The following is a 22,798-nucleotide window of genomic DNA, read 5'->3' on the forward strand; positions in this document are numbered from 1 at the left end:
ATAAAAATTTCAAAAAAATAATGGAAATTGATTTTATTCTGTTATATAATTGCCGTAATATAATAAAACTGTTGTATAACAAAATAAATACAAAATAAAAAGGTAAAGGAGAAGAGAGCATGATAAAAATCGACTCGATTGCACGTAGAATACTTGGTTGGAAGTTAAATAGATGGGATCGTTGGTATGATTATGAAAAGGGGGTTTTCATTCATGAGTCTGAATTTCAGCCAGAGCAAAACCTTGACCATGCAATGTTAATTGTTGATCGATTGGAACAATTAGGATTTACGTATACAATAAAAGGGTTTTCCAAGGTTTGCTTTAATGACATATGTTCTACTGGAGAGACGTTGGCACAAGCGATTACGAATGCTGCCTATTCCATTGTCGAACTAAGTTCAATTCCCGACCACACAAGAATATGGCAGAAATTATGTTAAAAAATAGTGCCAGGAACTATCCAGCTTTCGGATGTTCCTAGCACTTTTTTATTTTGCATAAAAGTTTTCTGTATAATAGGGTTGTGATTGTTCATTAAAGGCAACCCCTACTCCTAAATATTTATAGCCATCCCGCAATATATTTTCCCGGTGGCCAAGTGAGTTCATTAACCCTTCATGGGCAAAGATGCTGCTAAATTGTCCATAAGCCAGGTTTTCCCCAGCCAAATGAAAGATAATATGATCCTCTTTCATGCGATCAAATGGTGATTGTCCTTTACGGTTTGTGTGATCAAAATAATCATTGACTGCCATATCCGTGCTATGTTTTCGGGCTGTTTCTTTGACATGGTTATCCCATGTCAGGATTGGAAGCTGGTGTTCAACTCGAGAAGCATTCGTTAAATCGAATAACTGGTATTCAAATCCTTCTTTCAAAACCGGACTTGACTCGGTGTAAAGTTCATGTTTCTTTTGTTCCGTGTCTTTGTTGATTAATTGCATCGCTGTAACCGTATTGTTCTCGTGTTTATCGTAAAAAATAGTTACATAAACGCCATCAAGCAAGAACACATCATAGTCGCTATTTGACTGTAATTGATAGATCATCAACCCTTTTTGAATTTTAGTAAGTGGTTCCCCCAGTGCTGCGCGAACACTTTCTTTCGAGCTTCCTAACTTGATCCTATTGGCAGATGCAATTAAATCCTGGTTTGTGTAAAGGCCTGCTGCTTTATTTTTTTCATCATACATTACCATAAAAAAATCTCGGTAGTTGTCGTGGTAGGCATACCATTTAGCCCCATATTCATTTAGAGAAGCCCGGTTTGCCTGTCCTAAATTGTGTTCAATATTTTCTTTATTCTCACCAAGTTCAACATTATGAACAGAAAAGACTTGCCCGACTGGGGTTTTTAACGCTAATTTTTCTCTATCTTCCGTTTTTTCCTTTTGTAGTGGTTGCGGAAAATCTTTTAACCGAAGATCAAGCTGTCCCCACAATTGTTGAATTTTTTCGGATAAAGTATTGAAGGCTGCTAGAACCTCTGGGTTATCTTTGACATCATTTATTTTAGATTCAACTTGACCAATTGCCGATCCATAATCGGAGTTTTCTAACTTTTGTTTAATATAAGGTCCAGAAACATATAGTATTAATAATAATGCTAGGATTGAAAAAAAACGCATCATAACCGTTTCCTCCATTTCTATTAGAATTGTAACCAATCAAGTAAAAATGTATAAGCAATATGCTTATGATGATTTGAAAATGAACCGATGGAATCATATTTTTCGCGAAGAAAAGTGGTTTATTATATGATGAAGGTGAAAAGAGGAGTTTATTATACAAGGAATTAGGTGTACTATGCAAAAAATACTCATTATTGGAGCAGGAATTCTTGGTGCATCTGCGGCCTACCATCTTGCCAAACAAAATGCAGAGGTTATCTTAGTGGATCGTGAGGAACTAGGACAGGCAACAGATGCAGCAGCCGGGATTGTTTGCCCTTGGCTTTCGCAACGGCGCAATCAAGCATGGTACAGGTTAGCGAAAGGCGGGGCACGTTACTATCCGGAATTAATCGCTCAATTAGAAGCAAACGGAGAACAAGATACAGGTTATAAGCAGGTAGGGGCGATAAGCCTTCATACTGATATTGATAAACTAGAACAAATGGCGGAGCGAGCGCGAAAACGTCGGGAGGATGCACCTGAAATTGGTGAGATTAAGATTTTAACTCCTATGGAAACAAAAGGACTATTCCCTCCGTTATCTGAGGAATTTGGTTCGGTTTACATTAGCGGCGGTGCACGCGTAAATGGAAGGGCATTGTGTAAGGCATTGATTCGGTCTTCCATAAAGCTTGGGGTTACTTTTCTGAAGGGGAGTGCGTCCCTTGTTTTTAAAGAAAATCGTGTGATTGGAATTAAACTTGACGATAAAACGATATTTGCTGATCAGGTGATTGTTGCCGCAGGGGCATGGGCACATGAACTTCTCCAGCCCTTAGGTGTTGATTTTTTTATAAAACCGCAAAAAGCACAAATTGTCCATCTTCATTTGCCTGAAACAGATACGGGCGCTTGGCCAGTTGTCATGCCGCCCAATAACCAGTATTTGCTCGCACTTGACAATGGCCGTGTAATCGTTGGCTCCACACACGAAAACGAGGCTGGATTTGATCACCGCGTGACCGCAGGCGGAGTAAATGACATTTTAAGCAGAGGATTAGAAACAGCTCCCGGTTTAGCCAATAGTACCTTTGTTGAAACACGGGTAGGTTTCCGGCCGGTTGCCCCGGGCTTTCTTCCAGTGGCAGGAGCTTTGCCCCATTATGAAGGGATTTTCTTAGCAAATGGATTAGGAGCATCAGGATTAACAAGTGGACCTTATCTCGGTGCGGAACTAGCCAAGCTAGTGTTAGGAAGAGAAACAGAAATTGATTTAAGCAGCTATGATGTGGCTGGAGCACTAAGGGCCTAATGGGAACACTAGAATAAAAACCTTAAAAATATTCAAGCTGGTATAGTAGAATTAGAATAATGATCAAAAGGATGCAGATTCGAAGGGAGCGGGAATTATGAGCGGTAAAACTAGCTTACTAGATGCGTATAAACAAACAAAATATCAAGTGAATGGCCATGGCGCTAGAAATGTTCAGGTTCTAAAAGAGGTATTCAATGACTTGGATGGACATTTGGAAAGCGAGATGTATGGGAAGGGGAAAATCATCGAAGACTTTGAGGAAAAAATGGCCGCGTTTTTAGGGAAAGAGTCGGCAGAGTTTTTTCCGAGCGGGACGATGGCCCAGCAAATCGCCCTGCGCATTTGGTGTGACCAAAAAGGGATAAGAAAGGTAGCTTATCACCCGTTGAGCCATTTGGAGATCTATGAGGAAGATGGGTTAAAAGAATTGCATCAGATTGAATCCATTTTATTGGCAGATAAAAACAGAGTGATTGAATACGAGGACGTGGCGGGGATGGAGGAAGAAGTAGCCTGCCTTTTGCTGGAATTACCGCAACGGGAGATTGGCGGACAGCTCCCAGAATATAAAACGCTTGAAGATATTGCCGCTTATTGCAAGGACAAAGGTATCAAATTGCATTTGGACGGTGCACGGCTCTTTGAAATTCTGCCGTATTATGAAAAGTCGGCTGCGGAAGTTTGCAGCCTGTTTGATAGTGTTTATATTTCTTTTTACAAAGGAATCGGCGGGATTGCTGGGGCCATTCTTGCGGGTGATCAAGCCTTTACTGAGAAGTCGAAAGTATGGAAACGACGTCATGGGGGAGACTTAATCAGTCTTTATCCCTATTTCCTAAGCGCAGACTATTACTTTGAAAAACGGATTGGCAAAATGAAACAGTATTATGAAGGAGCCAAAGAACTCGCACAATTTTATAATCAATGTCAGGCTGTTTCAACCAAGCCACAGGTACCAGTCTCAAATATGTTTCATGTCCATTTTGATGCACCAAAAGAGGAAATGGAAAAGATTTTGGCAGAAATCTGCCAAGAATCGGGCATTGGTTTATCCAGCAATGTAAGAGAAGTAACCAATTCAACCAGTTTTTTCGAAGTTAGCGTTGGTGATTTGTATGCGAATCTTCCGCATGAACAATTAATCGAAGTGTTTAAACTGCTGGATAAGAAGATAAAAAAAGCGATAAAAGTGTCCGAAAGGTGAAAAGGATTTGGAGGTATAGCAATGCAAAAGCTGCATTCACTTTTTCATAAAAGGATTGGCATCCCAGAAAACGAAAAAATTACTTTTGAAAAAATAGCTGATATTCTTGAAAAGACCGCACAAACGATTCCATTCGAAAATTTAACGATTATTGAAAACAAAACACGTGATATCACAAAAGAAAACTTAACAAACAAAATATTGGAAAAAAATGAAGGGTGGACTTTGTTACGAATTAAATCCGCTGTTCTATTTCTACCTAATAGAAAATGGTTTTGACGCTGACTTAGTAACCGGGGTTGTTTTCAATCATGCTGCTCAAGACTATTCTAAACTTGGAAGAACGCATGTAACGATTCTTATGAATCACCAGGATCAAACGTATTTAATTGATACCGGCTTCGGAAGTAATTTGCCGTTAAAGCCTGTTCCTTTATCCGGTGAAACCATTGTATCTAATAATGGAGAATTTAGAATTAGGAAAGTAAATAATGAACATGGTGATTATATCTTGGAAATGAAATTGAAGCACAAAGATACAGATTGGAAAATCGGCTATGCTTTTGATTCCAAGAATCCTATTAAAGATGAAGTGAATTTGAATGAAATCCAAACGATTATCAAAGAACACCCAGAATCTTCATTTAACAAAAATCCATTAATGACCCGGCTGACCGAGAACGGAAATATCACCTTAACAAATTCCACATTTACACAATGGGCTGATGGAATGGTCTCAAAGGAGACAATTGATGAAGTGAAATTTAAAGAACTGGCAAAACATTATTTTGGGATGTAAAAAAATTTAATAAGAAAAAACGCCAAATCGTGCCAGGGACCAACAGAAATTGTGAGGTGCCTGGCACTTAATTTCTCATTCTCTAATTTTCTTTTCTTTATCCAATCTAGCAATTTTTTTTCGTAAAGGTATGACCAAAAATAGGAGAAGCAATACGGCGATTGAAAATGACACAATAGATAGATAGGTATTAATTGGTGGACGGCCAATAGAAGAGCCCAAATTGCCCAAAAACAAATTGAGCAGTCCCGCAAACATGTTTAATCCGATTACAAACCAGAACAATAACATGATTCGTTTATAGTGCCTTAATTTTGAATCATTGTCTGAGTAGATAGTAAATTCACCATCAGCCGCTTTTTTTCTGAAATAAACCCACCGATGATAAGAGGTAACAAGCTCAGCGCCCGTTTCCTCCATAAATTGAATATAATCCTGACTTTCTTGATGATTGATTGGGTGTTCAAGCAATTCAAGCCTGTAAATGTACTCACCCTTGGGAGCATCCTCAAAAACATATTTACAAAAGGAATATTGTGTTAAAGCTAGTCCGTTTGCTGCCATTTCATTTAAAAATTTTTCTTCCCTTTCAAAATCTACAAAGATTTTTCTCATCACACGCTTCATAACAATCCACCTCCAGTAATGTCATTGCCATTTTTCAGAAGTTCATTTAGCCGCAAAATCTCGAGCTTAATAGCCTCTTTTCCTACTTCAGTAATTAGATATTCCTTTTTACGCGATTTTTCTTCATTCGTGACTATTGGTTGTATCCAGTCTTTTTCCAGTAAGGTATTAATCGCCCCATACATAGTGCCAGCTCCCAGTGTGACACGTCCATTGCTTATTTCTTTAATGTTCTGCATGATACCATACCCATGCATCGGCCTATAAAGGGACAAAAGAATATAATAAACTGCTTCTGTCAGTGCACTGTGTTCCATATTTTCAGCCATTTCATCACCCCTAAACTATTACGTCTAACGATATATCGTTTACAGGTATATTATATCGGCTGCTGATATAAATATCAACATTTATTTCAATATTTTTTCAGTGAGCGTGTAACGGTTTTATACGGCGCTGATTGACAAGCAATTTGTTGAGAAGTTTGAAAAAATTTATTATAATCCATTCACATATTTTAACGTCCATCATATATTAACTTCTGTGTGAGAAATCTTAGGAAAGAAGGATGAATATGAATAACATTCAAATCAATATCACTGGGAAAAATGAGTACAAAGAGGGAGAAAGTGGATTTAAAATCATTGAATTTAATGTATCCGATCCAACCGAAAGTTTGTTTGCGGTAGTTACTCCTGTCAAAAAACAATAACAGAAAATATCGTCAACATGTGAAACTATCTTTTTTGGCAAGCTACATAGAAAGATGGTTTTATTTTTTCAAAACTTAAAAGGGGTCAGTCTCTCGGTTTTGCATGGGGACTGAGCCCTTTTCCTATAATGTTCATTGCTTCTGGTTATGATCGTGGGGTTTAGGTTTTGCAGTATATGGAAGGATATGGCGGAAAAGGTACGCATATCAGTGATATGTTCTCGAGTTGGGATGACATTCCTTTATATAGCAAAATACACTGTTTTTTCGGCTTTGTGGGACCTATAAATCAATGGTAAGATGAAACCTACGTAAAAGAACAATTCGCCATATGAAAAGAACTGAAAGGAATGATTTGTTATCGATCATTTACAATTAAGTTATACTAGCGAAATGGAAAAAGCTATGCATAGTGCTCATGGTGTAGGTTATGAAGAGTATATGAGACATCATTCAGTAAGAATGAGAGTCGAAAAGAGCCGTGAAAAGGATTATAATATGTGTCGCAGAATGGTTGCTGACCTAAACCTACTTGTTCATTATAATAATCGCATAACCTCTTGAATAAAAAGGTAATGAAGAGGGCTAGGGGGTCAGCCCCGGGTGAACCAAAGCTCTGACGCACCAGGGGACTGACCAATTGGTGGGAGCCAAGCACCGATTTTCCTTGTGAATTACTTATTCTTAAATACATCAAACCACATCCCCAATTTATTCCTCTATCTTTCTCCACTTTTTCCCCTCAAAACATCGTTTATTTATTCTTAATATTGCGAGCATGGTAAAACAAACAACAACCCGTCTTGAAAAAAACAAATGTCTGACATAAAAGAATGAACCATTTGATTCAGCCCATAATAAATAACGAAAAGGAGGCTGGCGTATGGATCAAAAGTATAGTACTGGCGATGATGCCACAGTGGAATTGAAGAAGGCACTTAGAAAAAGTCATCCTAAAAGCAACCCAAACATGAGTGAAGCAGAAATGAAGATGAAATTTCAAGGAAAGAAAAGCTAGGCTCAGGCCATCCATTCTATTAATTTGAGGTGAAATCAATGTCAGACAGAAATCCAATTGAGTTTACAGGGAAAGTTCTTGATCAAAGAAATAACCTTACGGGACCTGACGATTCAGGTAAGGCGTCATTTCCAGAACGCCCTAAACATGTAACTATTCAACAGCCCAATCGTAATAAGAGTAAATAGCTTGTTTGGTAAAATGAAATCAGATTTATTATTCATCAGAATAAATCAGTTTTGAAGAGGGGGAGGCAATAGCCTCCTTTTTTTTCATGATGCCGTAAGCAATTCGTTTGTTTGTACAATTAAAGATAGTTAGTTAAGATAATGATAGGATTTTAGGTGAGGGTTGAACGGAGCAATAGTTAATCATGTTGAATTAATTTTGCCTCGGGCAGCAAACCAGAAGATACATAAGTGGAGGGACTCTTAGTGGAAATAGGTATTAGCACATTTGTAGAGACAACACCGGATGTTAAAACCGGTGAGGTAATCAGCCATGCCCAACGAATACGGGAGGTTGTCAAGGAAATTGTATTAGCAGATCAAGTAGGTCTGGATATTTTTGGTGTGGGTGAGCACCATCGCGCAGATTATGCGGCATCTTCTCCTGCCATTGTGCTTGCTGCCGCGGCATCACAGACAAACAGGATTCGGCTAACAAGTGCCGTTACGGTGCTTTCTTCTGCCGATCCGGTACGGGTGTTTCAGGATTTTGCTACACTTGATGCCATCTCAAATGGACGTGCAGAAATCATGGCTGGCCGGGGTTCGTTTATTGAATCCTTTCCGCTGTTTGGCTATGATTTAAAGGACTATGATCAGTTATTCGACGAGAAGCTTGAGCTGCTGTTAAAAATACGGGAGTCCGAGAAAGTAACCTGGAAAGGCGGGCATCGGCCAGCCATTGACAATCTCGGTGTGTACCCAAGACCGGTTCAGAATCCTTTACCTGTCTGGATTGGCAGCGGTGGGAACCAGGATTCCGTTATCCGCGCAGGTCTCCTTGGACTACCGCTCGTTTTGGCGATTATTGGAGGCAGTCCATTGTATTTTGAGCCGCTTGTCCAACTTTATAAGAAGGCAGCCGCTCACGCGGGTCATGATCTATCGAAGTTGCCGGTTGCTTCGCATTCACATGGATTCATCGCAGAGAGTACCGAAGCAGCAGCTGAAATGTTTTTTCCATCAACCCAGCAGGCCATGAATAAATTAGGACGCGAGCGTGGATGGGGAAAGTATGACCGCTCAAGCTTCGATGCTGCGCGCGGCTTTGAAGGTGCATTGTATGTAGGTGACCCGAAAACGGTTGCTGAGAAAATCATTCATTTGCGCAAACATGTGGGGATTACACGCTTTATGCTCCATGTACCGGTGGGTACCATGCCTCATGATGATGTAATGAGAGCGATTGAATTGTTAGGAAAAGAGGTTGCTCCAATCGTTAGAGAAGAAATATCCAGATGGGAAGGGGATAGCGAAGTGGAATTGTAAAAACGACTGAGTAAATGAAGCAACGGTAATCGCAAGTATAAAGTGAGACAATTCGCAATGGAATTTGAGTTACTAAGTCAAGGACTAACCTGCCGGGGTTGGTCCTTTTTCTTTGTTTGGAGGAATTATCACCACAACCTACCTGTTCAATTTTCCGTCAAAACATTTCAAACAAACTGTGAACTTATCACTATAGCCATGTTAGTAAAGTGAAGAATGGAATATAGTGTAACTATAAAGAACAAATAAATTTGAAGGGCGGAAAACAATATGTTTAACAAATTTTTAAGAGAAAAGAAAAGTTCTGCTGCTATCTTAACAATCATTCGTTTATATCTTGGCTACTCTTGGTTTACTGCAGGTCTTCATAAATTAACTGGCGGCTTCGATGCTGCAGGATTTCTAAAAGGAGTAACCGCAAATCCCGTTAAAGGACCAGATGGTGCACTAGTTTATGGCTGGTATGTTGAATTCTTAAATAGCTTTGCTTTACCAAATGTGGATGTGTTCAACTTTATCGTCCCTTGGGGCGAAACGTTAATTGGCCTTGGACTTCTACTAGGATGCCTAACCACAGCTGCGATGTTCTTTGGGTTAGTAATGAACTTTTCATTCTTCATGGCTGGTACCGTATCTCACAACCCGACAGATATTTTCTTAGGCTTCATCATCCTCACAGCTGGATATAACGCAGGCAGAATCGGCTTAGACCGCTGGGTGGTTCCTTTCATCCGCAAAACAGCTAAGACCCATAATAGGGAAAATAAACTAGTGGCTTGACTTGTAGTTAAAAAAAGACGATTCGGACTCCGAATCGTCTTTTTTATAGTCAATCAGTGTATGCTGGTGCCTGACCCCCGGTGACGAAACCTTTAATGCTTAAATATTTCTCAAAATTAATAACCAACTTCGACCGATGCAACAACTATGTACATCAGATCATTTTTGTCACCCTTATCCTCGAGGACAATCCCGCTGGTTGTCATCATTCCACCATCCATTACTTCCACTGTAACTTTCCCATATGGCAAAGCTTCTTTTACAGCGTTAATATCAAGTTTTTCTTTATCACAAGGAACAGCAAGCTTCACGTTCACCCTCATATTATCTAAACTGTTTTCAGGGAGCACCGAACGAATACCTGGCATCGAATTATAGTGAATCGCATTTTTTACAGCACGAATTGCAGCAGACGTAATATCTTGACCATGCACATCTATCCCCATCCCGGTTTCAATAAACATTAATTTTTCCATAATTGATTCAACCTTCTTTCAATTTCTATTTCGACTCTATTTTATCGTATTTAATTATCTATGTTAAATAATCGAGATATGAGTATAGTGAGCTGAGGAAATGAAAAGGGTTGGACATGTTTTTGTGGGAGACAAAAAAGGTGTAAGTGCTCCATCTAACATTTTGGTAAAGTGTCAGACATCCTTTTAACTATTTCATAAACGAATAGGCATGGCAGAAAACGGAAATAAGGTCCCAGTCCCCCAGTGCTTTTACTTTGCAAAGTGGTGGGGGACTGGCCTTACTTAGTAGAAAAGAATTTATGAGATTCCTGAATATTTGTTTCGGTTTTCCAATATCGCTAATCGAATTAGCTTAACTTTTATTTCTTTACTTAAAGACAGCCATTCAGGTTTATTAATTTTCATAATCCATCCCTCCATTAACTTTTTAAGCGTTTAAAGAGAGCCATTAAATTTTTATTTTCCTACTATTCGTTTACCCAATTATTTCAAATTCATAAACCTATTATTCTTCTCTTTTTTCCTTTATTATTCTACATATTTTTCATTTCCATTTTATTATGAAATAGGTATGTGTAGTTATAATCATGAAAATGGTTAAAACCATCAAAGTTGTGGTAAACATCCAAAAAGATAGGAGATGAATCGAATGGGTGAACAAAAACAAAGTTATTATGTTAATATTCAATCTCACGCTATTCTCAGAGACCCTTTCGAAGGAGAATGGGATGTTAAAATTGAAGCAACAGAATCCCAACTAGCTGTTCTTGAACGACTTTTTGATCAAAACGACGAAACGGACTGGGAAAGCTTTTTTCGTGCACAATTTCCTTTTCTTGAATACCATCATCAGCCTCAAAATATGGAATATGACCGGCAAATGCAGCTGATCTATACCATGCTATTTTACCTAGGTGATGAAAAAACCCGTGCACATATTAGAGAAATGGGAATCTTAAATGAAGATAATGTAAACAATCGAGAGGACAGATTTTAAACTTGCGGCACCTTGAGATGAGAAATTGCAATTGGTTTATTTACCTACACAAAGGGTATTACCATTGCTATCACACATCGATAGGAGGTTCCCCAAGCATGGACAGTGAAAAATACCCTACTAAACTACCTGCACAAAGACAAAAGCAACAACCTAGAACCGAGAAGGAAATGACGCCAGCACCTGAGACAATAAATGCAGAATACAAAGGGAGCGGCAAACTAAAGGGCAAGAACGTGATTATAACCGGCGGTGATAGTGGAATAGGACGAGCTGTATCAATTGCATTTGCCAAAGAAGGAGCCAATATAGCGATTGTTTACTTAAATGAAAGTGGTGATGCGGAAGAAACGAAACACTTGGTCGAGGAAGAATGTGTGAAATGCCTGTTATTGACTGGTGATATTGGTGATGAAACGTTTTGTCAGGAAGCTATTCAACAAACTGTCGATGAATTTGGCGGGCTTGATATACTGGTGAATAATGCTGGTGAACAACACCCTCAAGAAAGCATCCTTGACATTTCCACGGAGCAGCTGGAGCAAACCTTCCGAACTAATATTTTCTCGATGTTCCATCTAACAAAAGCCGCTTTACCGCATCTTAAGGAAGGCAGTCCATCATTAATACATCATCGATTACAGCCTATAAAGGTAATCCAAAGTTAATCGACTATTCTTCCACAAAAGGTGCCATCACGTCCTTTACCCGCTCGCTTGCAATTCAATTGGTAGAGAAGGGAATCAGGGTTAATGGAGTCGCTCCTGGACCTATTTGGACACCACTTATTCCCTCTACTTTTTCGGAAGAAGAAGTAAGTGAATTTGGGCAAAATTCCCCAATGAAGCGGCCAGGACAGCCGGAAGAACTCGCGCCTGCTTATGTGTATCTCGCATCCAATATAGATTCCTCCTATGTAACTGGACAAATTCTGCATGTTAATGGCGGAACCATCGTAAATGGATAAATTCATTGGTATCTGCCACTTTTTTATGGATTTGCGATTTATTGATTAGAAGGTAAAAAAATCCAAATCGGGAAAAAACCACATGAATGTGGTTTTTTTTGTCAGCATTCCGGCCACATTTTACAAGTTTTTCTCAAATTCCTCTTCAACCATTTGGTCTAGTCGTTCAATCATTTTTATAGCCTTCTCTTTCTCTATTTTACGATAATGATGTTTGCCCCCTTGTTCCTCGTCAAACTCATCTGCTAATTTGACAATTTCTTGTAACGGTGTTCTTTTGATATACCCTTTTGGCATATAAGAATCGGTATGAAATAAAATGGCTAGCGCAATTTCTTTAGCGATTATTGGATTTTCTCCTAGTCTAATCAACAATTTATGAGCTCTTTCAGCACCTTTTATCGCATGAATATCATTCTTTTTATATAAATCATAATCCCATTTTCCATTTCGATACCAAGTATAATGACCCATATCGTGCAGCAGGGCGGCTTTTGTTGCCAAGTCAACAGATACGTTGTCTTTTTTTGCTAATTTGAAAGCGTGGTAGGCACATGCGATGGCATGAGCAATTCCAGAACGACTCAGATATTTTTCCGCTATACGATGATTGAAAATTTGAATCAATGTTACGTGTCTCATGTTTATCACCCTTATAAAAATTATTATTTTGTATTATAAAACAGTTCGTGTTGTTTTGAAACAAAGGATAATATTTTAGGAAAAAAAGGTCGATAGAAAATGTAACAAAGTGTACCTTTGTTTTTGAAACAATAGACTTTCAATATTATATAGTTGAACAAAAAAAGTGCATTCATCCAGAAACGGATAATTGCACCTTTTTATATAACCGTGTTCAGCTTAGCCGTTATTTCCTTTTTTTCATCGATGCTGATCGACAAGAATTTGATTCCCGTCTGGATCTTCAATGACAAAATGTGCTGGTCCCTCATTTGTTTCAGCTGCTGCAGTCAGCATGTTTATTCCTTCAGCCATAAGTTGTTTTTGAATGTCTCGAATGTCCGTAAACGATTCAAGATTCTCGGCATTTTCATTCCATCCTGGATTAAAGGTCAGAATGTTCTTTTCAAACATTCCTTGGAATAGCCCAATGATGGAACTTTCATTCTTCATAATAAGCCAATTTTGACTAATGTCACCACCAAAAGCCTTAAATCCTAGTTTTTCGTAGAATGACTTGGATAGTTGAATGTCTTTTACGTTTAAACTTACAGAAAAAGCACCTAGGTCCATATTTTCTCCCACTTTTTATACCTCTAAGATCTGGGCTAATTTCGCTTGATCAAATCCTAGGATAATTTCTTCACTATCTTCGTCTTTGATAATGGTTGCCGGCGTAGCAGCCGCCCCTAGTTCAATAAGTTCTTGCAAATATTGATCGTCTTTACGTATGTCTCTTTCTTCAAACTCAATCCCATTTTCTTTTAACCAAAGTTTTTCCGCATGACAAGGCGGACACGTCTCTTGAGAATAAATAATCACTTTTTTCATTTAATTACCTCCACTTCATTAATGTTATTGTACAATGAATTCTGTTTTCATGGGAACAATTATATACTTTAGATTAATATTCATAGAAGTGACCTTCCTTACAAGTAAAAGCCATTGGTCCCTATTTCCTTTTTGGCAAGGAGATAGATGTCAGGTTAAAATCCTTGTTATCTGCAAACTTTTTCCCTTAAAATAGATGAGGAAGTCAGGGAAACAAGAGTAAGAAGGTGAAAGAATTGCAAAGAAAGATTGGTTTTATATATGAATTAATTTTAGCAGGAATAATTATTTTTTCTTTAATGATTGATTTACCCAAACGAGAAGATTTTGTTTTAGGCTGGATTGTGTGGGGGCTTTTTGCCGCTGATTATGTGATTCGGCTTTTCTTAAGCAAGCAAAAATGGGAATTTGTCAAAAGTCATCCAATCGAGCTCCTTGCACTTATCCCTTTCGATCATCTATTTAGAACCATCCGTTTAATCCGATTAATTCGCTTAGTTAGGCTTATCCTTGTGGTAAAAAGAAATAATTCAATTTTAGATCTATTAATTGAAAAATATCGCTTAGATAAATTATTTGTTACAGTTATTGCTTTATTATTTATAACTGCGATTCCTATGACTTGGATTGAACCCAATTTTCATAGCTATGGAGATGCTTTATGGTGGACAGTGGTAACGACAACTACCGTTGGCTATGGAGATTTATTTCCTGAAACAGCTGTCGGGCGAATAATTGCGAGTGTACTTATGTTCGTTGGGATTGGGTTAATCGGGGTTGTAACCGGAACGGTAGCTTCGATTTTTTCTAATAAAAAAGGGGACCTGCCTGATCAATTGAAATACGTAAGGGATAAGATTGATGATTATCCATCTCTTACAGAACCAGAAATTCTCGTCATGATTGAACAATTAAAGGCTTATCAGAAGGAACAGAGCAAAGAATGAAACCAGACTGCCTTTAATTTGTTTTTATTTTTTTCAAGTACATCATATATCAAAGCATGACAAAATTCGAAATAAACCGAAATATTGCTCGCTGCCATTTTAATGCGAGGTTTTCCTATTAATTCTGGTAAAATTAATAGAAACCAAACAAGAAAGGACAATACGCATGTCATTTTTAGAAAAAATTAAGCCACACTTACTTAGCGATGATATTTTTATCCAAGAAACTGTTCTTCGTGCAATCCACGATTATCCAAACCTTCCGGAAGAATGGACTATCCAATTGTTGAAGAAAGCGTTTGACGACAAAGAAGAGCAATCATCATCCATATTCATTTACATAGACAACGAAACCATGAATCAAGAAGCACTAGAAATGCTAATCGAAAATACTCCAAAGCTGGATCCAACAAAGGTACATCTCCTATTTAGACTAGTTAACAATGTAGATCCGGAACTTGCGTGGCAATTTAAAGAATCCCTTGAAGGTTTTATTCGCGAGGAAACCTGGGAGTTATATGAGCTGATCGTAAACGGAACGGAAGAAGCCGTAAAAGGGGAATATGAAAAATACCTAAACCAACTTGAAAGCCTTCAATATTACGAGTATGCTCCATACTCAAAAGCGAAGAAACTAGCCAAGAGTATCGTCAAAAATGGATGGATTTCTGCTAATGAAATTGACAAAATCATTCAAGACGAATTAAAAGATCAATGGTTTTCCTATCGGGGTATTCTGGCGATTTACATGATTGGTTTATTAAAAATGGATAACTATATCCCTACTTTGGCTAGCTTGTTGGTACGAGATGAGGATATTTTATTGGAAGAGGCAGCCGCGGCGCTAATTGCTTTTCAAAATGATGATGTTGTTGAGGCGGTAGCACCTTATTTAAAGAAACGAGATTCTGTGATTTTTGCTACTTCTGTTGCCGAAAACATTAAATCTGACCTAGCTGTTAAGTATTTACGAGAGGCCTACCATGCTACAGAAGATATAGACGATCAGGACATTATTGTCGAAGCACTCTGTTATCAGCTTTCAAGCGAAGCATTGCCGGAAATATCCGACCATATGAAAAAGGGTCATGTGTCACAAATTGTTGATCTAGAACAGACTGCTTATGGATGCTATTCCATTCTAGGTGAGCACCACCTGGACATGGAGAGCTGGAAGAGAGAAGCATTTCAGCGGAAGATGCACTCTCGCAAGGCAAGTGAGCAAGGAAGCCTTCTCCAAAGCCTCCCCGTTCGAAACGAGAATAAAGTGGGCCGAAATGACCCCTGCCCGTGCGGAAGCGGTAAGAAATATAAGAAATGCTGCGGGAAATAGAAAATAAAGTGCCCGGCATTTCTTCTTCATACAGATTCCCTTGAATAGAACCTGCTATTGCATGGACCGTGTGGTGTTACTAGCATCAGCGGTCTTTTTTAATGGCTGTTTTCGTAACTTTTGTTGTTTCTCACAAAAAAAGAGGTACTTATGGGTAAAATTACACATTGGTAGCAATTTCATACGATTTATCTGCGGAAAATTAACGTTTATCTGCGATACTGAGTTATATATCTGTGATTCATAGCATTATATCTGCGAAGCTTTAAAAGGAGGGATGCAGGGACTGAACACTTGTCCCAATTACTATCAAATGATTACGGGACAAGTGGCCTGTCCCATGGCTTTCCCCGATGGGTGAATTTTGCGAAGTGGAAAGTAAAAAGTTCAAAATGGGCAATTTTCTTTGCCGTGAATTGGTCAAATTAGTCTTGTTCAATTTTCCGTCAAAACATTTCAAACAAACTGTGAACTTATCACTATAGCCATGTTAGTAAAGTGAAGAATGGAATATAGTGTAACTATAAAGAACAAATAAATTTGAAGGGCGGAAAACAATATGTTTAACAAATTTTTAAGAGAAAAGAAAAGCTCTGCTGCTATCTTAACAATCATTCGTTTATATCTTGGCTATTCTTGGTTTACTGCAGGTCTTCATAAATTAACTGGCGGTTTTGATGCTGCAGGGTTTCTAAAAGGAGTAACCGCAAATCCCGTTAAAGGACCAGATGGTGCTTTAGTTTATGGCTGGTATGTTGAATTCTTAAATAGCTTTGCTTTACCAAACGTGGATGTGTTCAACTTTATCGTCCCTTGGGGCGAAACGTTAATTGGCCTAGGACTTCTACTAGGATGCCTAACTACAGCAGCGATGTTCTTTGGCTTAGTAATGAACTTTTCATTCTTCATGGCCGGTACCGTCTCTCACAACCCAACAGATATTTTCTTAGGCTTCATCATCCTCACTGCTGGATATAACGCAGGCAGAATCGGCCTAGACCGCTGGGTGGTTCCTTTCATCCGCAAAACGGCTAAGACCAATAATAGGGAAAATAAAGTAGTGGCTTAAATTGTAGTAAAAAAAGACGATTCGGACTCCGAATCGTCTTTTTTATAATCACTCAGTGAACAGAAATTTGGACAGTATATTAGTTTACGAATTGGAACGACCGTTACCTTGTTTGCCGGAGTAACGGAACCCATTCTTTCCTGGCGCGTTTTCTCCTATATACATATGATAATCAAACCAAAACTTTGCAATTGACAAAATTAACTGTAACGATTAATATTACAGTATGGCAACTGTAATATTTTTTATTACATTTAAATATACTTGGCAAAAATACACTAAGGAGTGTGTAAAAGTATGGTGACTGTGTATACGACATCGAGTTGTGCTTCATGCCGAAAAGCAAAAGCTTGGCTTGAAGAGCATCAAATTGACTTTATGGAAAGAAACATAGTATCTCATCCCCTTACAGTCGATGAGATTAAATCGATTCTTCGCTTGACAGAAGAGGGGACCAGCGAAATTATTTCATCAAATTCAAAGGCGTTCCAAGAATTAAACGTAAATATTGAATCTCTACCGCTTAATGAATTGTATAAATTAATAATGGAGCATCCCAAAATGATGCGCCGGCCAATTATCCTGGACGAAAAAAGATTACAAGTTGGATATAACGAGGACGAAATTCGTAGTTTTCTGCCCCGTAAAATTCGAAACTATTTGTACACCGAATTGCAAAAAGCGGCCAATTAAAATGAAAAAATAAGGGCAAAATAATTAGTCTATACAGTTAAAACTAAAACCTTAATATATTTAATTTATTTATGATATTTAAAAGGAGGGAAACCTGATGATTGAAGTATTTGTGACAGTGAATTATAAAGATCGAAATTACCATACCAATGTGATCGTGAAAAAAGAGATGACATGGGAAAAAATTAAACGGATAGCAGAAAAGCAAGTCAAAAAACAATGGGAAATTTAAATAAAGCGGCTTTGCTACGGACTTAGAAAAGCTAAGTGCTTGACTAGCTAATCTGTAATGATTAGTATTACAGTACGTTATTAATTTTAAAAAAGAAGCAGACAATAAACGTAATAGTAAAAAAAATGAGAAGTTTATTGCTTAGGAGGCAATCGCATGAATAGTGATTTTACCCTTGCCATTCATAGTTTAACTTTTCTTGCGCTACAGCCGGACCGCATGTCAACTAGCGATGCAATTTCGGAAAGTGCTGGCGTCCATCCGGTACGCATTCGAAAAGTGCTAAGTTTGTTAAAAAAACATGGATTTATTAAATCAAAAGAGGGAACTGGCGGCGGATTTATTTTTGCGCTAGATCTATGTGAAGTGAATCTTTGGGATATATATAAGATAACCTCAGAAGGTGCACTGCAGCCCAAGTGTCCTGAATCCAATGAAAAGTGTATTGTCGGGGCAAATATGCAAAGAGTCCTATGCAGCATTTTTTTAGGTGTGGAAGAACATATGGGAGAATATTTAAAGGATTATACCATCAAAGAAGTTGTTGATCTTGTTAATAAGCGGCAGTGACCGGATATAGGACTGCAGACTTCTTTAAATAAAATGTAATAAAAAAAATTACAGATTAATGAGAGCTGGCATATTCTAAGATGAAACAAAAAAATGAAGAAGGTGAAAAAACGATGTTCTCCAACGAACATACGATTTTAAAAACAGGTGATTGGATTAAGGCAGAATCACGGAATGGCGAATTAATAATCGGTTATATTGAATCACTTTCTAGTATTGAAGGAGTAGTGAAGGTTACTGTTGTTACAAGTGACAATAATCAAACGATTGGCAAAACCATACCTATTTTAAGTAAACGGGTGAAAAAGCTGCCTGTTTCCAATGTAACCAACAAGACACAAATTGAATTTCTCCTGGACTTGGCATTAGCAACAGGGGATAAGGAATGGTTTTTGGCGCTTTCTTCGGAGTTAAACGCGATGAAGCAGCTTGTTAATGGAGTCCGTTAAAACTGCAAAATGAAATGCTGGTGCCTGACACCCGGTACGGTAATGCTTTAATGTACCGGGGGTCAGGCACCGAACTTCCCATTTGAAATCATTTCCATAAATAAAGTCTCATTGTAGGATTCTGCGCTAACATTTCTGTTCTTTTCATGTATAGTTAAGGTAGAAAAGAAAAAGGCAGATCGAATAGTAACGGCTTTTATTATGGGAGTGGAGGATATCGATGAGAAGAATGATTTTGTCGACAGAGAGTGGTGCAGATTTACCAAAAGATTTAGCGGACAAACATAATGTTCAAGTGGTCCCGATGCACGTCATCATGGATGGCCAGGATTTTTTAGATGGTTCGTTACCCGTAACGGATATTTATGACTATTATGAGCGGACTAAAAAAATACCGTCTACAACGTCCACAAATTCCCATGAATATCATGAATTTTTCACGAAAATAAAAAAGGATTACCCTGATTGTATCATTATACATATTGGTTATACGTCAAAGGCATCTTCTTCCTTCCAAAATGCGATCATCGCATCGGAAGAAATGGACGATATTTTTTTAATTGACGCTTTAAACGTGACAGGGGGTTTAACTGCTATTGTGATGTATGCAGTTACCTTGTTAGAGAAAGAGCCAACGATTGCACCTGCAAGTTTAGTAGAGAAGATTGAATCTATCGTTCCTAAATCAAGACTGGCTTTTGTTCCCGGAAGCTTAGAATTTTTAAGAGCAGGGGGCCGAGTAAGTAATCTAGCTTATCTCGGAGGGGCATTGTTAAAAATAAAGCCGCGCATTGAATTAATCGAAGGAAATCTTGTTTCAACCAAAAAATATCGTGGAAAAATGGATGGAATTTCAGAAAAACTAATGCGAGATTATTTAAATCAATACAATATTGATAGAGAACAACTATACCTCCTATACTCAATCGGACTTGATGAAAGGATTAAGCAACGGATGGATGAAATGGCAAAAGAAGCTGGTTTCAAAAATGTAAAATGGATGCAGGCTGGGGCTATGATATCTACACACGCTGGACCTGGCGGCTTCGGAATAGCTGGCTTGGAAGTTTAGGAAGGATCAAGACCGATAAAAAAGGCTGGCTCTTGAATCTTGCCTGCCCACTGGTGAGGTAATACTCTAATGCAGCGGGGGATTTCCTTCACAAGAATCGGAGTGCCAGGCACCATCCATATACCGGATGGTACCTGGCACTTTTTCTCGTTTATTTTGCCAGCGAATTGGAAAACTAAATAGAACGTATTTAATGGATGGGGTGTAACAGATGACGATTGTACGTCTCGGTTATGTGGCGATGAGCATGGAATTAAAGAATGCGTCTCCCTCACAAACCATGACTTTTGCTCAATTTCAAAAAATTGATGACCGGGAAGCCGCCATTCGCAAACTTGAACGTATAGCGCAATCAAATCTCCATAATACACTAAGGATTTTAAAGCACAATGCTGCATCCGACATCCATTTTTATCGATTAACTTCCCGTCTTATCCCGTTAGCGAATCATGAAGAACTTCTTGATTGGAAGTATATCGAGCCGCTCCACTCCCACCTATGTGAGATTGGCGATTTTGTCCATAAAAACAAGATGAGAGTTGATTTTCACCCAGATCATTTTGTCCTGATTAATTCCCCAAAGAAAGATATTTTAAAAAATTCCATCCAAACGTTAAAACTTCATTATTTATTACTGAAGGGGATGGGGATTGACCCAGCTCATCGATGTGTTATGCATGTAGGCGGCAATTATAAGGAGACGGAGAAATCACTGGAGCGTTTTGTTGATAACTGGATGGTCGTTCCGAGGTCGCTCCAAAACATGATTATGCTTGAAAATGATGATACTTCGTTTACCATGGAGGAAACACTCTATTTATGTGAAAAATTAGATATTCCGCTCGTATTTGATTACCATCATCACCTTGCCCATCATCAAAATATCGATTGGGAAAGTAACTGGAATCGAGTGCTTGAAACGTGGAGGCACTCCCAACTCCCTATAAAAATGCATATTTCAAGCCCTAAAAGTGAAAAGGCTTTTCGCCATCATTCAGACTATGTGGACAGTGATATGTTTTTCAAATTTCTACAAGTGATTAATGGCAGCATCCCGCAAATTGATTGTATGATTGAGGCGAAAAGAAAAGATGAAGCACTTTTTAAATTGATGGAACAGATTCGATCAAGGGAAGATGTTGAAATCATTGATGGTTCTTCATTTTATTTAAGGTGATACTCTTAGGTATTCCTTTTAATGTTTTATATATGAGCAATAGAATAGGATTTCTCAAGGGTGGTCGGCACATTCCCAGCAGAAAGGGGGTGATGCTGAATGACAGTTTTTGAAACACTCATGATTACGATTGCATTTGCAAGCCAGATCGAAGCCATCCTGCCAATTAACCATAAAAATCAAGGCTTTTTGAAGTCAATCTTGTAATGGTATGTTCAACCTTTTTATCAAACCTTTTGGGTCAGTCCCCCGGTAAACTAAAGCTTTAAGGCACCGGTGGACTGACTCCAATGTCATTGATGATAAAGTTTGCCTTTGTTTTTGAAAAAATAGCACTTTCGGTATAATAAAAGGAAACAAGACCAGAGATGAGGGTAATCAGATGATGATTGTTATTGAAAATGATTGGTTGAAGGTGGAAATTAGTCCCAATGGGGCGGAAGTTCGCAAAGTGCAGCATAAGAAAAATGGATTGGACTATATGTGGACGGGAGATACTGCCTATTGGGGACGTGTCTCACCAGTGTTATTTCCGATTGTAGGACGTTTAAAGGAAGACGGCTATCAACTAGAGGGTAAGACCTACGAAATGTCACAACATGGATTTTTACGTGATGTGGAATTTGAGGTGGCTGCGCAGAATTCAACCGAGGTTTCCTTTCGTTTCAGGTCTGGCAGCAGTTACCTTCATGTTTATCCTTACGAGTTTAAAGCGATTATTCGTTATACCCTAATGGAGGACAATCTTATTGTTGGTTGGGAAATCGAAAATGAAACCAAGGAAGAGATGTTTTTTTCCATTGGTGCCCATCCCGCATTTAGAATTCCACTATTAGAAAATGAAACTGAGGAGAACTATAATTTGCACTTTATTCCGGCTGCAAACAAGAATGTGAGGGAATATGAGATAGAGAATTCTCTGATTCGCGAGAAAGGAGTAGTCAATGACTTATCATCGATTCCACTCAATGACTCCCTATTTGCGCATGATGCACTTATTTATAGCAATATTGATCAAGTTACACTGTCATCGAATAAGTCGAATCACGGTGTAGAAGTAAGGTTCGATGGATTTCCGTTTGTTGGAATTTGGTCGAAATACACAGATGGTAAAATGGCTCCGTTTGTTTGCATCGAACCGTGGTACGGTATTGCTGATACATACAATACAAATGGAAACTTGAAAGAGAAATTTGGAATCAATAAGATTGAACCAAAAGAAGCATTCAGGACAGAGTATATAATGAAGTTTATCTGAGACAGAATATTGGTGCCTGACCCCCGGTGCGGTAATGCTTTAATGCACCGGGGATCAGCACCAAACTTGCTATTTATCTTTCCGTTTCAGCATGACGAAAGTCGTTCCCGACGGCATAGACTTCATACCATTGATATGTAGGCGATTTAAACCACTCGTGCATTGACAAATAGACCAAGTATCCATCATTGCCCTCAGCGTCAAGGAATGACTTAAATATTTTGACCGTTCCAAAACCAAACGTTCGATCCAAATATCCCAGTATTCCATCTCTGACAATTGATTTTTTCTCTTCCTTCTCCGTTTTATATTGATCCATGAGCCCGGTAATAAACATGCTCAACAAGACCAAAGTAATCGCGATTAAAACAAAAATTAACAATTGGAACATAAAAAACACGACCTCCTTTATTAGTTAAAATTCAAACAGATAATTATGTATGACAGCAAATTCGATAACTTCTACTAAACTAGGA

Annotated in this window: 28 protein-coding genes and 2 pseudogenes; 22 read left to right on the forward strand and 8 right to left on the reverse strand. The window is 38.4% G+C overall.

Annotation, left to right across the window (positions count from 1 at the left end; genetic code table 11):
* Positions 1 to 119: 119 nt before the first annotated feature.
* The gene (locus tag BANVL01_RS16240) at positions 120 to 443 is read left to right on the forward strand and encodes a BC1872 family protein (RefSeq protein WP_066088268.1); all 324 of its coding nucleotides are present in this window, start codon (positions 120 to 122) and stop codon (positions 441 to 443) included.
* Positions 444 to 491: 48 nt separating this feature from the next.
* Here the strand turns inward: BANVL01_RS16240 and BANVL01_RS16245 are convergent, their stop codons facing one another.
* Positions 492 to 1,634 carry a CAP domain-containing protein gene (locus tag BANVL01_RS16245; protein WP_156482335.1) on the reverse strand — a complete coding sequence of 381 codons (1,143 nt, stop codon included), beginning with the start codon at positions 1,632 to 1,634 and terminating at the stop codon, positions 492 to 494.
* Between the two features lie 175 nt (positions 1,635 to 1,809).
* Between BANVL01_RS16245 and BANVL01_RS16250 the strand changes: the two genes are divergently transcribed.
* The 3 genes and pseudogenes from BANVL01_RS16250 to BANVL01_RS16260 all read left to right on the forward strand — a co-directional run bounded on the left by BANVL01_RS16250 (position 1,810) and on the right by BANVL01_RS16260 (position 4,934).
* The gene (locus BANVL01_RS16250) at positions 1,810 to 2,928 is read left to right on the forward strand and encodes an NAD(P)/FAD-dependent oxidoreductase (RefSeq protein ID WP_066088262.1); all 1,119 of its coding nucleotides are present in this window, start codon (positions 1,810 to 1,812) and stop codon (positions 2,926 to 2,928) included.
* 97 nt (positions 2,929 to 3,025) lie between these two features.
* Positions 3,026 to 4,135: a threonine aldolase family protein gene (locus BANVL01_RS16255; protein WP_066088258.1), complete on the forward strand. Its 1,110-nt coding sequence runs from the start codon at positions 3,026 to 3,028 to the stop codon at positions 4,133 to 4,135.
* 21 nt (positions 4,136 to 4,156) lie between these two features.
* Positions 4,157 to 4,934 (forward strand): annotated as a pseudogene (locus BANVL01_RS16260) (arylamine N-acetyltransferase family protein).
* A 75-nt stretch (positions 4,935 to 5,009) separates the two neighbouring features.
* Here BANVL01_RS16260 and BANVL01_RS16265 read toward each other — a convergent pair.
* Positions 5,010 to 5,561, reverse strand: coding sequence for a DUF2812 domain-containing protein (locus BANVL01_RS16265; RefSeq protein ID WP_066088253.1), 552 nt, complete (start codon positions 5,559 to 5,561; stop codon positions 5,010 to 5,012).
* Complete coding sequence (locus tag BANVL01_RS16270; RefSeq protein ID WP_066088252.1) at positions 5,558 to 5,890, reverse strand: PadR family transcriptional regulator; 333 nt, start codon at positions 5,888 to 5,890, stop codon at positions 5,558 to 5,560. The genes BANVL01_RS16265 and BANVL01_RS16270 overlap by 4 nt, the downstream gene beginning before the upstream one ends.
* Positions 5,891 to 6,135: 245 nt before the next feature.
* Here BANVL01_RS16270 and BANVL01_RS27335 point away from each other — a divergent pair, with 245 nt between their 5' ends.
* The 6 genes from BANVL01_RS27335 (at position 6,136) to BANVL01_RS16280 (ending at position 9,567) form a co-directional block, all read left to right on the forward strand.
* On the forward strand, positions 6,136 to 6,273 hold the full coding sequence (locus BANVL01_RS27335) for a hypothetical protein (RefSeq protein ID WP_156482336.1): 138 nt from the start codon (positions 6,136 to 6,138) through the stop codon (positions 6,271 to 6,273).
* 405 nt (positions 6,274 to 6,678) lie between these two features.
* Positions 6,679 to 6,837 (forward strand): YuzK family famiily protein, encoded by a 159-nt coding sequence (locus BANVL01_RS28905; protein ID WP_501193476.1) that lies wholly within the window; start codon positions 6,679 to 6,681, stop codon positions 6,835 to 6,837.
* Positions 6,838 to 7,156: 319 nt separating this feature from the next.
* Positions 7,157 to 7,291, forward strand: a complete 135-nt coding sequence (locus BANVL01_RS28615) for a hypothetical protein (protein ID WP_268874946.1) — start codon at positions 7,157 to 7,159, stop codon at positions 7,289 to 7,291.
* A 38-nt stretch (positions 7,292 to 7,329) separates the two neighbouring features.
* Entirely contained in the window at positions 7,330 to 7,479 is a 150-nt protein-coding gene (locus tag BANVL01_RS27340) for a hypothetical protein (RefSeq protein ID WP_156482337.1), read from the forward strand.
* 246 nt (positions 7,480 to 7,725) lie between these two features.
* Positions 7,726 to 8,787 carry an LLM class flavin-dependent oxidoreductase gene (locus tag BANVL01_RS16275; RefSeq protein ID WP_066088250.1) on the forward strand — a complete coding sequence of 354 codons (1,062 nt, stop codon included), beginning with the start codon at positions 7,726 to 7,728 and terminating at the stop codon, positions 8,785 to 8,787.
* Between the two features lie 270 nt (positions 8,788 to 9,057).
* A complete protein-coding gene (locus tag BANVL01_RS16280) occupies positions 9,058 to 9,567 on the forward strand; it encodes a DoxX family membrane protein (protein ID WP_066088246.1) in 510 nt (169 codons plus the stop codon).
* A gap of 116 nt (positions 9,568 to 9,683) precedes the next feature.
* Here the strand turns inward: BANVL01_RS16280 and BANVL01_RS16285 are convergent, their stop codons facing one another.
* On the reverse strand, positions 9,684 to 10,043 hold the full coding sequence (locus BANVL01_RS16285; RefSeq protein ID WP_066088243.1) for a Lin0512 family protein: 360 nt from the start codon (positions 10,041 to 10,043) through the stop codon (positions 9,684 to 9,686).
* A gap of 652 nt (positions 10,044 to 10,695) precedes the next feature.
* On the opposite strand from BANVL01_RS16285, the gene BANVL01_RS16290 reads away from it, so the two are divergent.
* Together BANVL01_RS16290 and BANVL01_RS16295 are read left to right on the forward strand one after the other, a co-directional pair.
* A complete protein-coding gene (locus BANVL01_RS16290; RefSeq protein ID WP_066088240.1) occupies positions 10,696 to 11,043 on the forward strand; it encodes a hydrolase in 348 nt (115 codons plus the stop codon).
* A gap of 98 nt (positions 11,044 to 11,141) precedes the next feature.
* Positions 11,142 to 12,010: pseudogene (locus BANVL01_RS16295) on the forward strand (SDR family oxidoreductase).
* A gap of 120 nt (positions 12,011 to 12,130) precedes the next feature.
* On the opposite strand, the gene BANVL01_RS16300 reads toward BANVL01_RS16295, so the two are convergent.
* The 3 genes from BANVL01_RS16300 to BANVL01_RS16310 form a co-directional block, all read right to left on the reverse strand.
* Entirely contained in the window at positions 12,131 to 12,652 is a 522-nt protein-coding gene (locus BANVL01_RS16300) for an HD domain-containing protein (RefSeq protein WP_066088237.1), read from the reverse strand.
* 240 nt (positions 12,653 to 12,892) lie between these two features.
* A complete protein-coding gene (locus tag BANVL01_RS16305) occupies positions 12,893 to 13,264 on the reverse strand; it encodes a VOC family protein (RefSeq protein ID WP_066096620.1) in 372 nt (123 codons plus the stop codon).
* 15 nt (positions 13,265 to 13,279) lie between these two features.
* Positions 13,280 to 13,522, reverse strand: coding sequence for a glutaredoxin family protein (locus BANVL01_RS16310; RefSeq protein ID WP_066088234.1), 243 nt, complete (start codon positions 13,520 to 13,522; stop codon positions 13,280 to 13,282).
* A 227-nt stretch (positions 13,523 to 13,749) separates the two neighbouring features.
* Between BANVL01_RS16310 and BANVL01_RS16315 the strand changes: the two genes are divergently transcribed.
* The 10 genes from BANVL01_RS16315 (at position 13,750) to BANVL01_RS16360 (ending at position 22,322) form a co-directional block, all read left to right on the forward strand.
* On the forward strand, positions 13,750 to 14,469 hold the full coding sequence (locus tag BANVL01_RS16315; RefSeq protein WP_066147974.1) for a potassium channel family protein: 720 nt from the start codon (positions 13,750 to 13,752) through the stop codon (positions 14,467 to 14,469).
* Between the two features lie 166 nt (positions 14,470 to 14,635).
* The gene (locus BANVL01_RS28700; protein ID WP_066088231.1) at positions 14,636 to 15,802 is read left to right on the forward strand and encodes a YecA family protein; all 1,167 of its coding nucleotides are present in this window, start codon (positions 14,636 to 14,638) and stop codon (positions 15,800 to 15,802) included.
* A 559-nt stretch (positions 15,803 to 16,361) separates the two neighbouring features.
* Entirely contained in the window at positions 16,362 to 16,871 is a 510-nt protein-coding gene (locus BANVL01_RS16325) for a DoxX family membrane protein (protein WP_066088228.1), read from the forward strand.
* 297 nt (positions 16,872 to 17,168) lie between these two features.
* Positions 17,169 to 17,564, forward strand: a complete 396-nt coding sequence (gene spxA, locus BANVL01_RS16330; protein ID WP_066088225.1) for a transcriptional regulator SpxA — start codon at positions 17,169 to 17,171, stop codon at positions 17,562 to 17,564.
* Positions 17,565 to 17,661: 97 nt separating this feature from the next.
* Positions 17,662 to 17,796, forward strand: a complete 135-nt coding sequence (locus BANVL01_RS16335) for a BA3454 family stress response protein (protein ID WP_066088222.1) — start codon at positions 17,662 to 17,664, stop codon at positions 17,794 to 17,796.
* A gap of 156 nt (positions 17,797 to 17,952) precedes the next feature.
* Positions 17,953 to 18,366, forward strand: a complete 414-nt coding sequence (locus tag BANVL01_RS16340) for an RrF2 family transcriptional regulator (protein WP_066088221.1) — start codon at positions 17,953 to 17,955, stop codon at positions 18,364 to 18,366.
* A gap of 80 nt (positions 18,367 to 18,446) precedes the next feature.
* A complete protein-coding gene (locus BANVL01_RS16345; RefSeq protein WP_425311817.1) occupies positions 18,447 to 18,815 on the forward strand; it encodes an IDEAL domain-containing protein in 369 nt (122 codons plus the stop codon).
* 220 nt (positions 18,816 to 19,035) lie between these two features.
* Positions 19,036 to 19,887 carry a DegV family protein gene (locus BANVL01_RS16350; RefSeq protein ID WP_066088220.1) on the forward strand — a complete coding sequence of 284 codons (852 nt, stop codon included), beginning with the start codon at positions 19,036 to 19,038 and terminating at the stop codon, positions 19,885 to 19,887.
* Between the two features lie 211 nt (positions 19,888 to 20,098).
* Entirely contained in the window at positions 20,099 to 21,064 is a 966-nt protein-coding gene (gene uvsE / locus BANVL01_RS16355) for a UV DNA damage repair endonuclease UvsE (RefSeq protein ID WP_066088219.1), read from the forward strand.
* 382 nt (positions 21,065 to 21,446) lie between these two features.
* Entirely contained in the window at positions 21,447 to 22,322 is an 876-nt protein-coding gene (locus tag BANVL01_RS16360) for an aldose 1-epimerase family protein (protein ID WP_066088216.1), read from the forward strand.
* 73 nt (positions 22,323 to 22,395) lie between these two features.
* Here BANVL01_RS16360 and BANVL01_RS16365 read toward each other — a convergent pair whose 3' ends face one another.
* Complete coding sequence (locus tag BANVL01_RS16365; RefSeq protein WP_066088215.1) at positions 22,396 to 22,713, reverse strand: hypothetical protein; 318 nt, start codon at positions 22,711 to 22,713, stop codon at positions 22,396 to 22,398.
* Between the last annotated feature and the right edge of the window lie 85 nt (positions 22,714 to 22,798).

Origin of the sequence: Neobacillus novalis NBRC 102450, assembly GCF_001591805.1 — a bacterium.
In the GTDB taxonomy this organism is placed as follows: domain Bacteria; phylum Bacillota; class Bacilli; order Bacillales; family Cytobacillaceae; genus Neobacillus; species Neobacillus novalis.

Coding starts and splice junctions, on each gene's coding strand:
- BANVL01_RS16245 (WP_156482335.1), bottom strand. CDS start 1,634: ATGATGCGTTTTTTTTCAATCCTAGCATTATTATTAATACTATATGTT.
- BANVL01_RS16270 (WP_066088252.1), bottom strand. CDS start 5,890: ATGGCTGAAAATATGGAACACAGTGCACTGACAGAAGCAGTTTATTAT.
- spxA (WP_066088225.1), top strand. CDS start 17,169: ATGGTGACTGTGTATACGACATCGAGTTGTGCTTCATGCCGAAAAGCA.
- BANVL01_RS16345 (WP_425311817.1), top strand. CDS start 18,447: ATGAAACAAAAAAATGAAGAAGGTGAAAAAACGATGTTCTCCAACGAA.
- BANVL01_RS16255 (WP_066088258.1), top strand. CDS start 3,026: ATGAGCGGTAAAACTAGCTTACTAGATGCGTATAAACAAACAAAATAT.
- BANVL01_RS27340 (WP_156482337.1), top strand. CDS start 7,330: ATGTCAGACAGAAATCCAATTGAGTTTACAGGGAAAGTTCTTGATCAA.
- BANVL01_RS16305 (WP_066096620.1), bottom strand. CDS start 13,264: ATGGACCTAGGTGCTTTTTCTGTAAGTTTAAACGTAAAAGACATTCAA.
- BANVL01_RS28700 (WP_066088231.1), top strand. CDS start 14,636: ATGTCATTTTTAGAAAAAATTAAGCCACACTTACTTAGCGATGATATT.
- BANVL01_RS16285 (WP_066088243.1), bottom strand. CDS start 10,043: ATGGAAAAATTAATGTTTATTGAAACCGGGATGGGGATAGATGTGCAT.
- BANVL01_RS16265 (WP_066088253.1), bottom strand. CDS start 5,561: ATGAAGCGTGTGATGAGAAAAATCTTTGTAGATTTTGAAAGGGAAGAA.
- BANVL01_RS16360 (WP_066088216.1), top strand. CDS start 21,447: ATGATGATTGTTATTGAAAATGATTGGTTGAAGGTGGAAATTAGTCCC.
- BANVL01_RS16310 (WP_066088234.1), bottom strand. CDS start 13,522: ATGAAAAAAGTGATTATTTATTCTCAAGAGACGTGTCCGCCTTGTCAT.
- BANVL01_RS16300 (WP_066088237.1), bottom strand. CDS start 12,652: ATGAGACACGTAACATTGATTCAAATTTTCAATCATCGTATAGCGGAA.
- uvsE (WP_066088219.1), top strand. CDS start 20,099: ATGACGATTGTACGTCTCGGTTATGTGGCGATGAGCATGGAATTAAAG.
- BANVL01_RS16250 (WP_066088262.1), top strand. CDS start 1,810: ATGCAAAAAATACTCATTATTGGAGCAGGAATTCTTGGTGCATCTGCG.
- BANVL01_RS16335 (WP_066088222.1), top strand. CDS start 17,662: ATGATTGAAGTATTTGTGACAGTGAATTATAAAGATCGAAATTACCAT.
- BANVL01_RS16240 (WP_066088268.1), top strand. CDS start 120: ATGATAAAAATCGACTCGATTGCACGTAGAATACTTGGTTGGAAGTTA.
- BANVL01_RS16365 (WP_066088215.1), bottom strand. CDS start 22,713: ATGTTCCAATTGTTAATTTTTGTTTTAATCGCGATTACTTTGGTCTTG.
- BANVL01_RS27335 (WP_156482336.1), top strand. CDS start 6,136: ATGAATAACATTCAAATCAATATCACTGGGAAAAATGAGTACAAAGAG.
- BANVL01_RS16290 (WP_066088240.1), top strand. CDS start 10,696: ATGGGTGAACAAAAACAAAGTTATTATGTTAATATTCAATCTCACGCT.
- BANVL01_RS28905 (WP_501193476.1), top strand. CDS start 6,679: ATGCATAGTGCTCATGGTGTAGGTTATGAAGAGTATATGAGACATCAT.
- BANVL01_RS16350 (WP_066088220.1), top strand. CDS start 19,036: ATGAGAAGAATGATTTTGTCGACAGAGAGTGGTGCAGATTTACCAAAA.
- BANVL01_RS16280 (WP_066088246.1), top strand. CDS start 9,058: ATGTTTAACAAATTTTTAAGAGAAAAGAAAAGTTCTGCTGCTATCTTA.
- BANVL01_RS16325 (WP_066088228.1), top strand. CDS start 16,362: ATGTTTAACAAATTTTTAAGAGAAAAGAAAAGCTCTGCTGCTATCTTA.
- BANVL01_RS28615 (WP_268874946.1), top strand. CDS start 7,157: ATGGATCAAAAGTATAGTACTGGCGATGATGCCACAGTGGAATTGAAG.
- BANVL01_RS16340 (WP_066088221.1), top strand. CDS start 17,953: ATGAATAGTGATTTTACCCTTGCCATTCATAGTTTAACTTTTCTTGCG.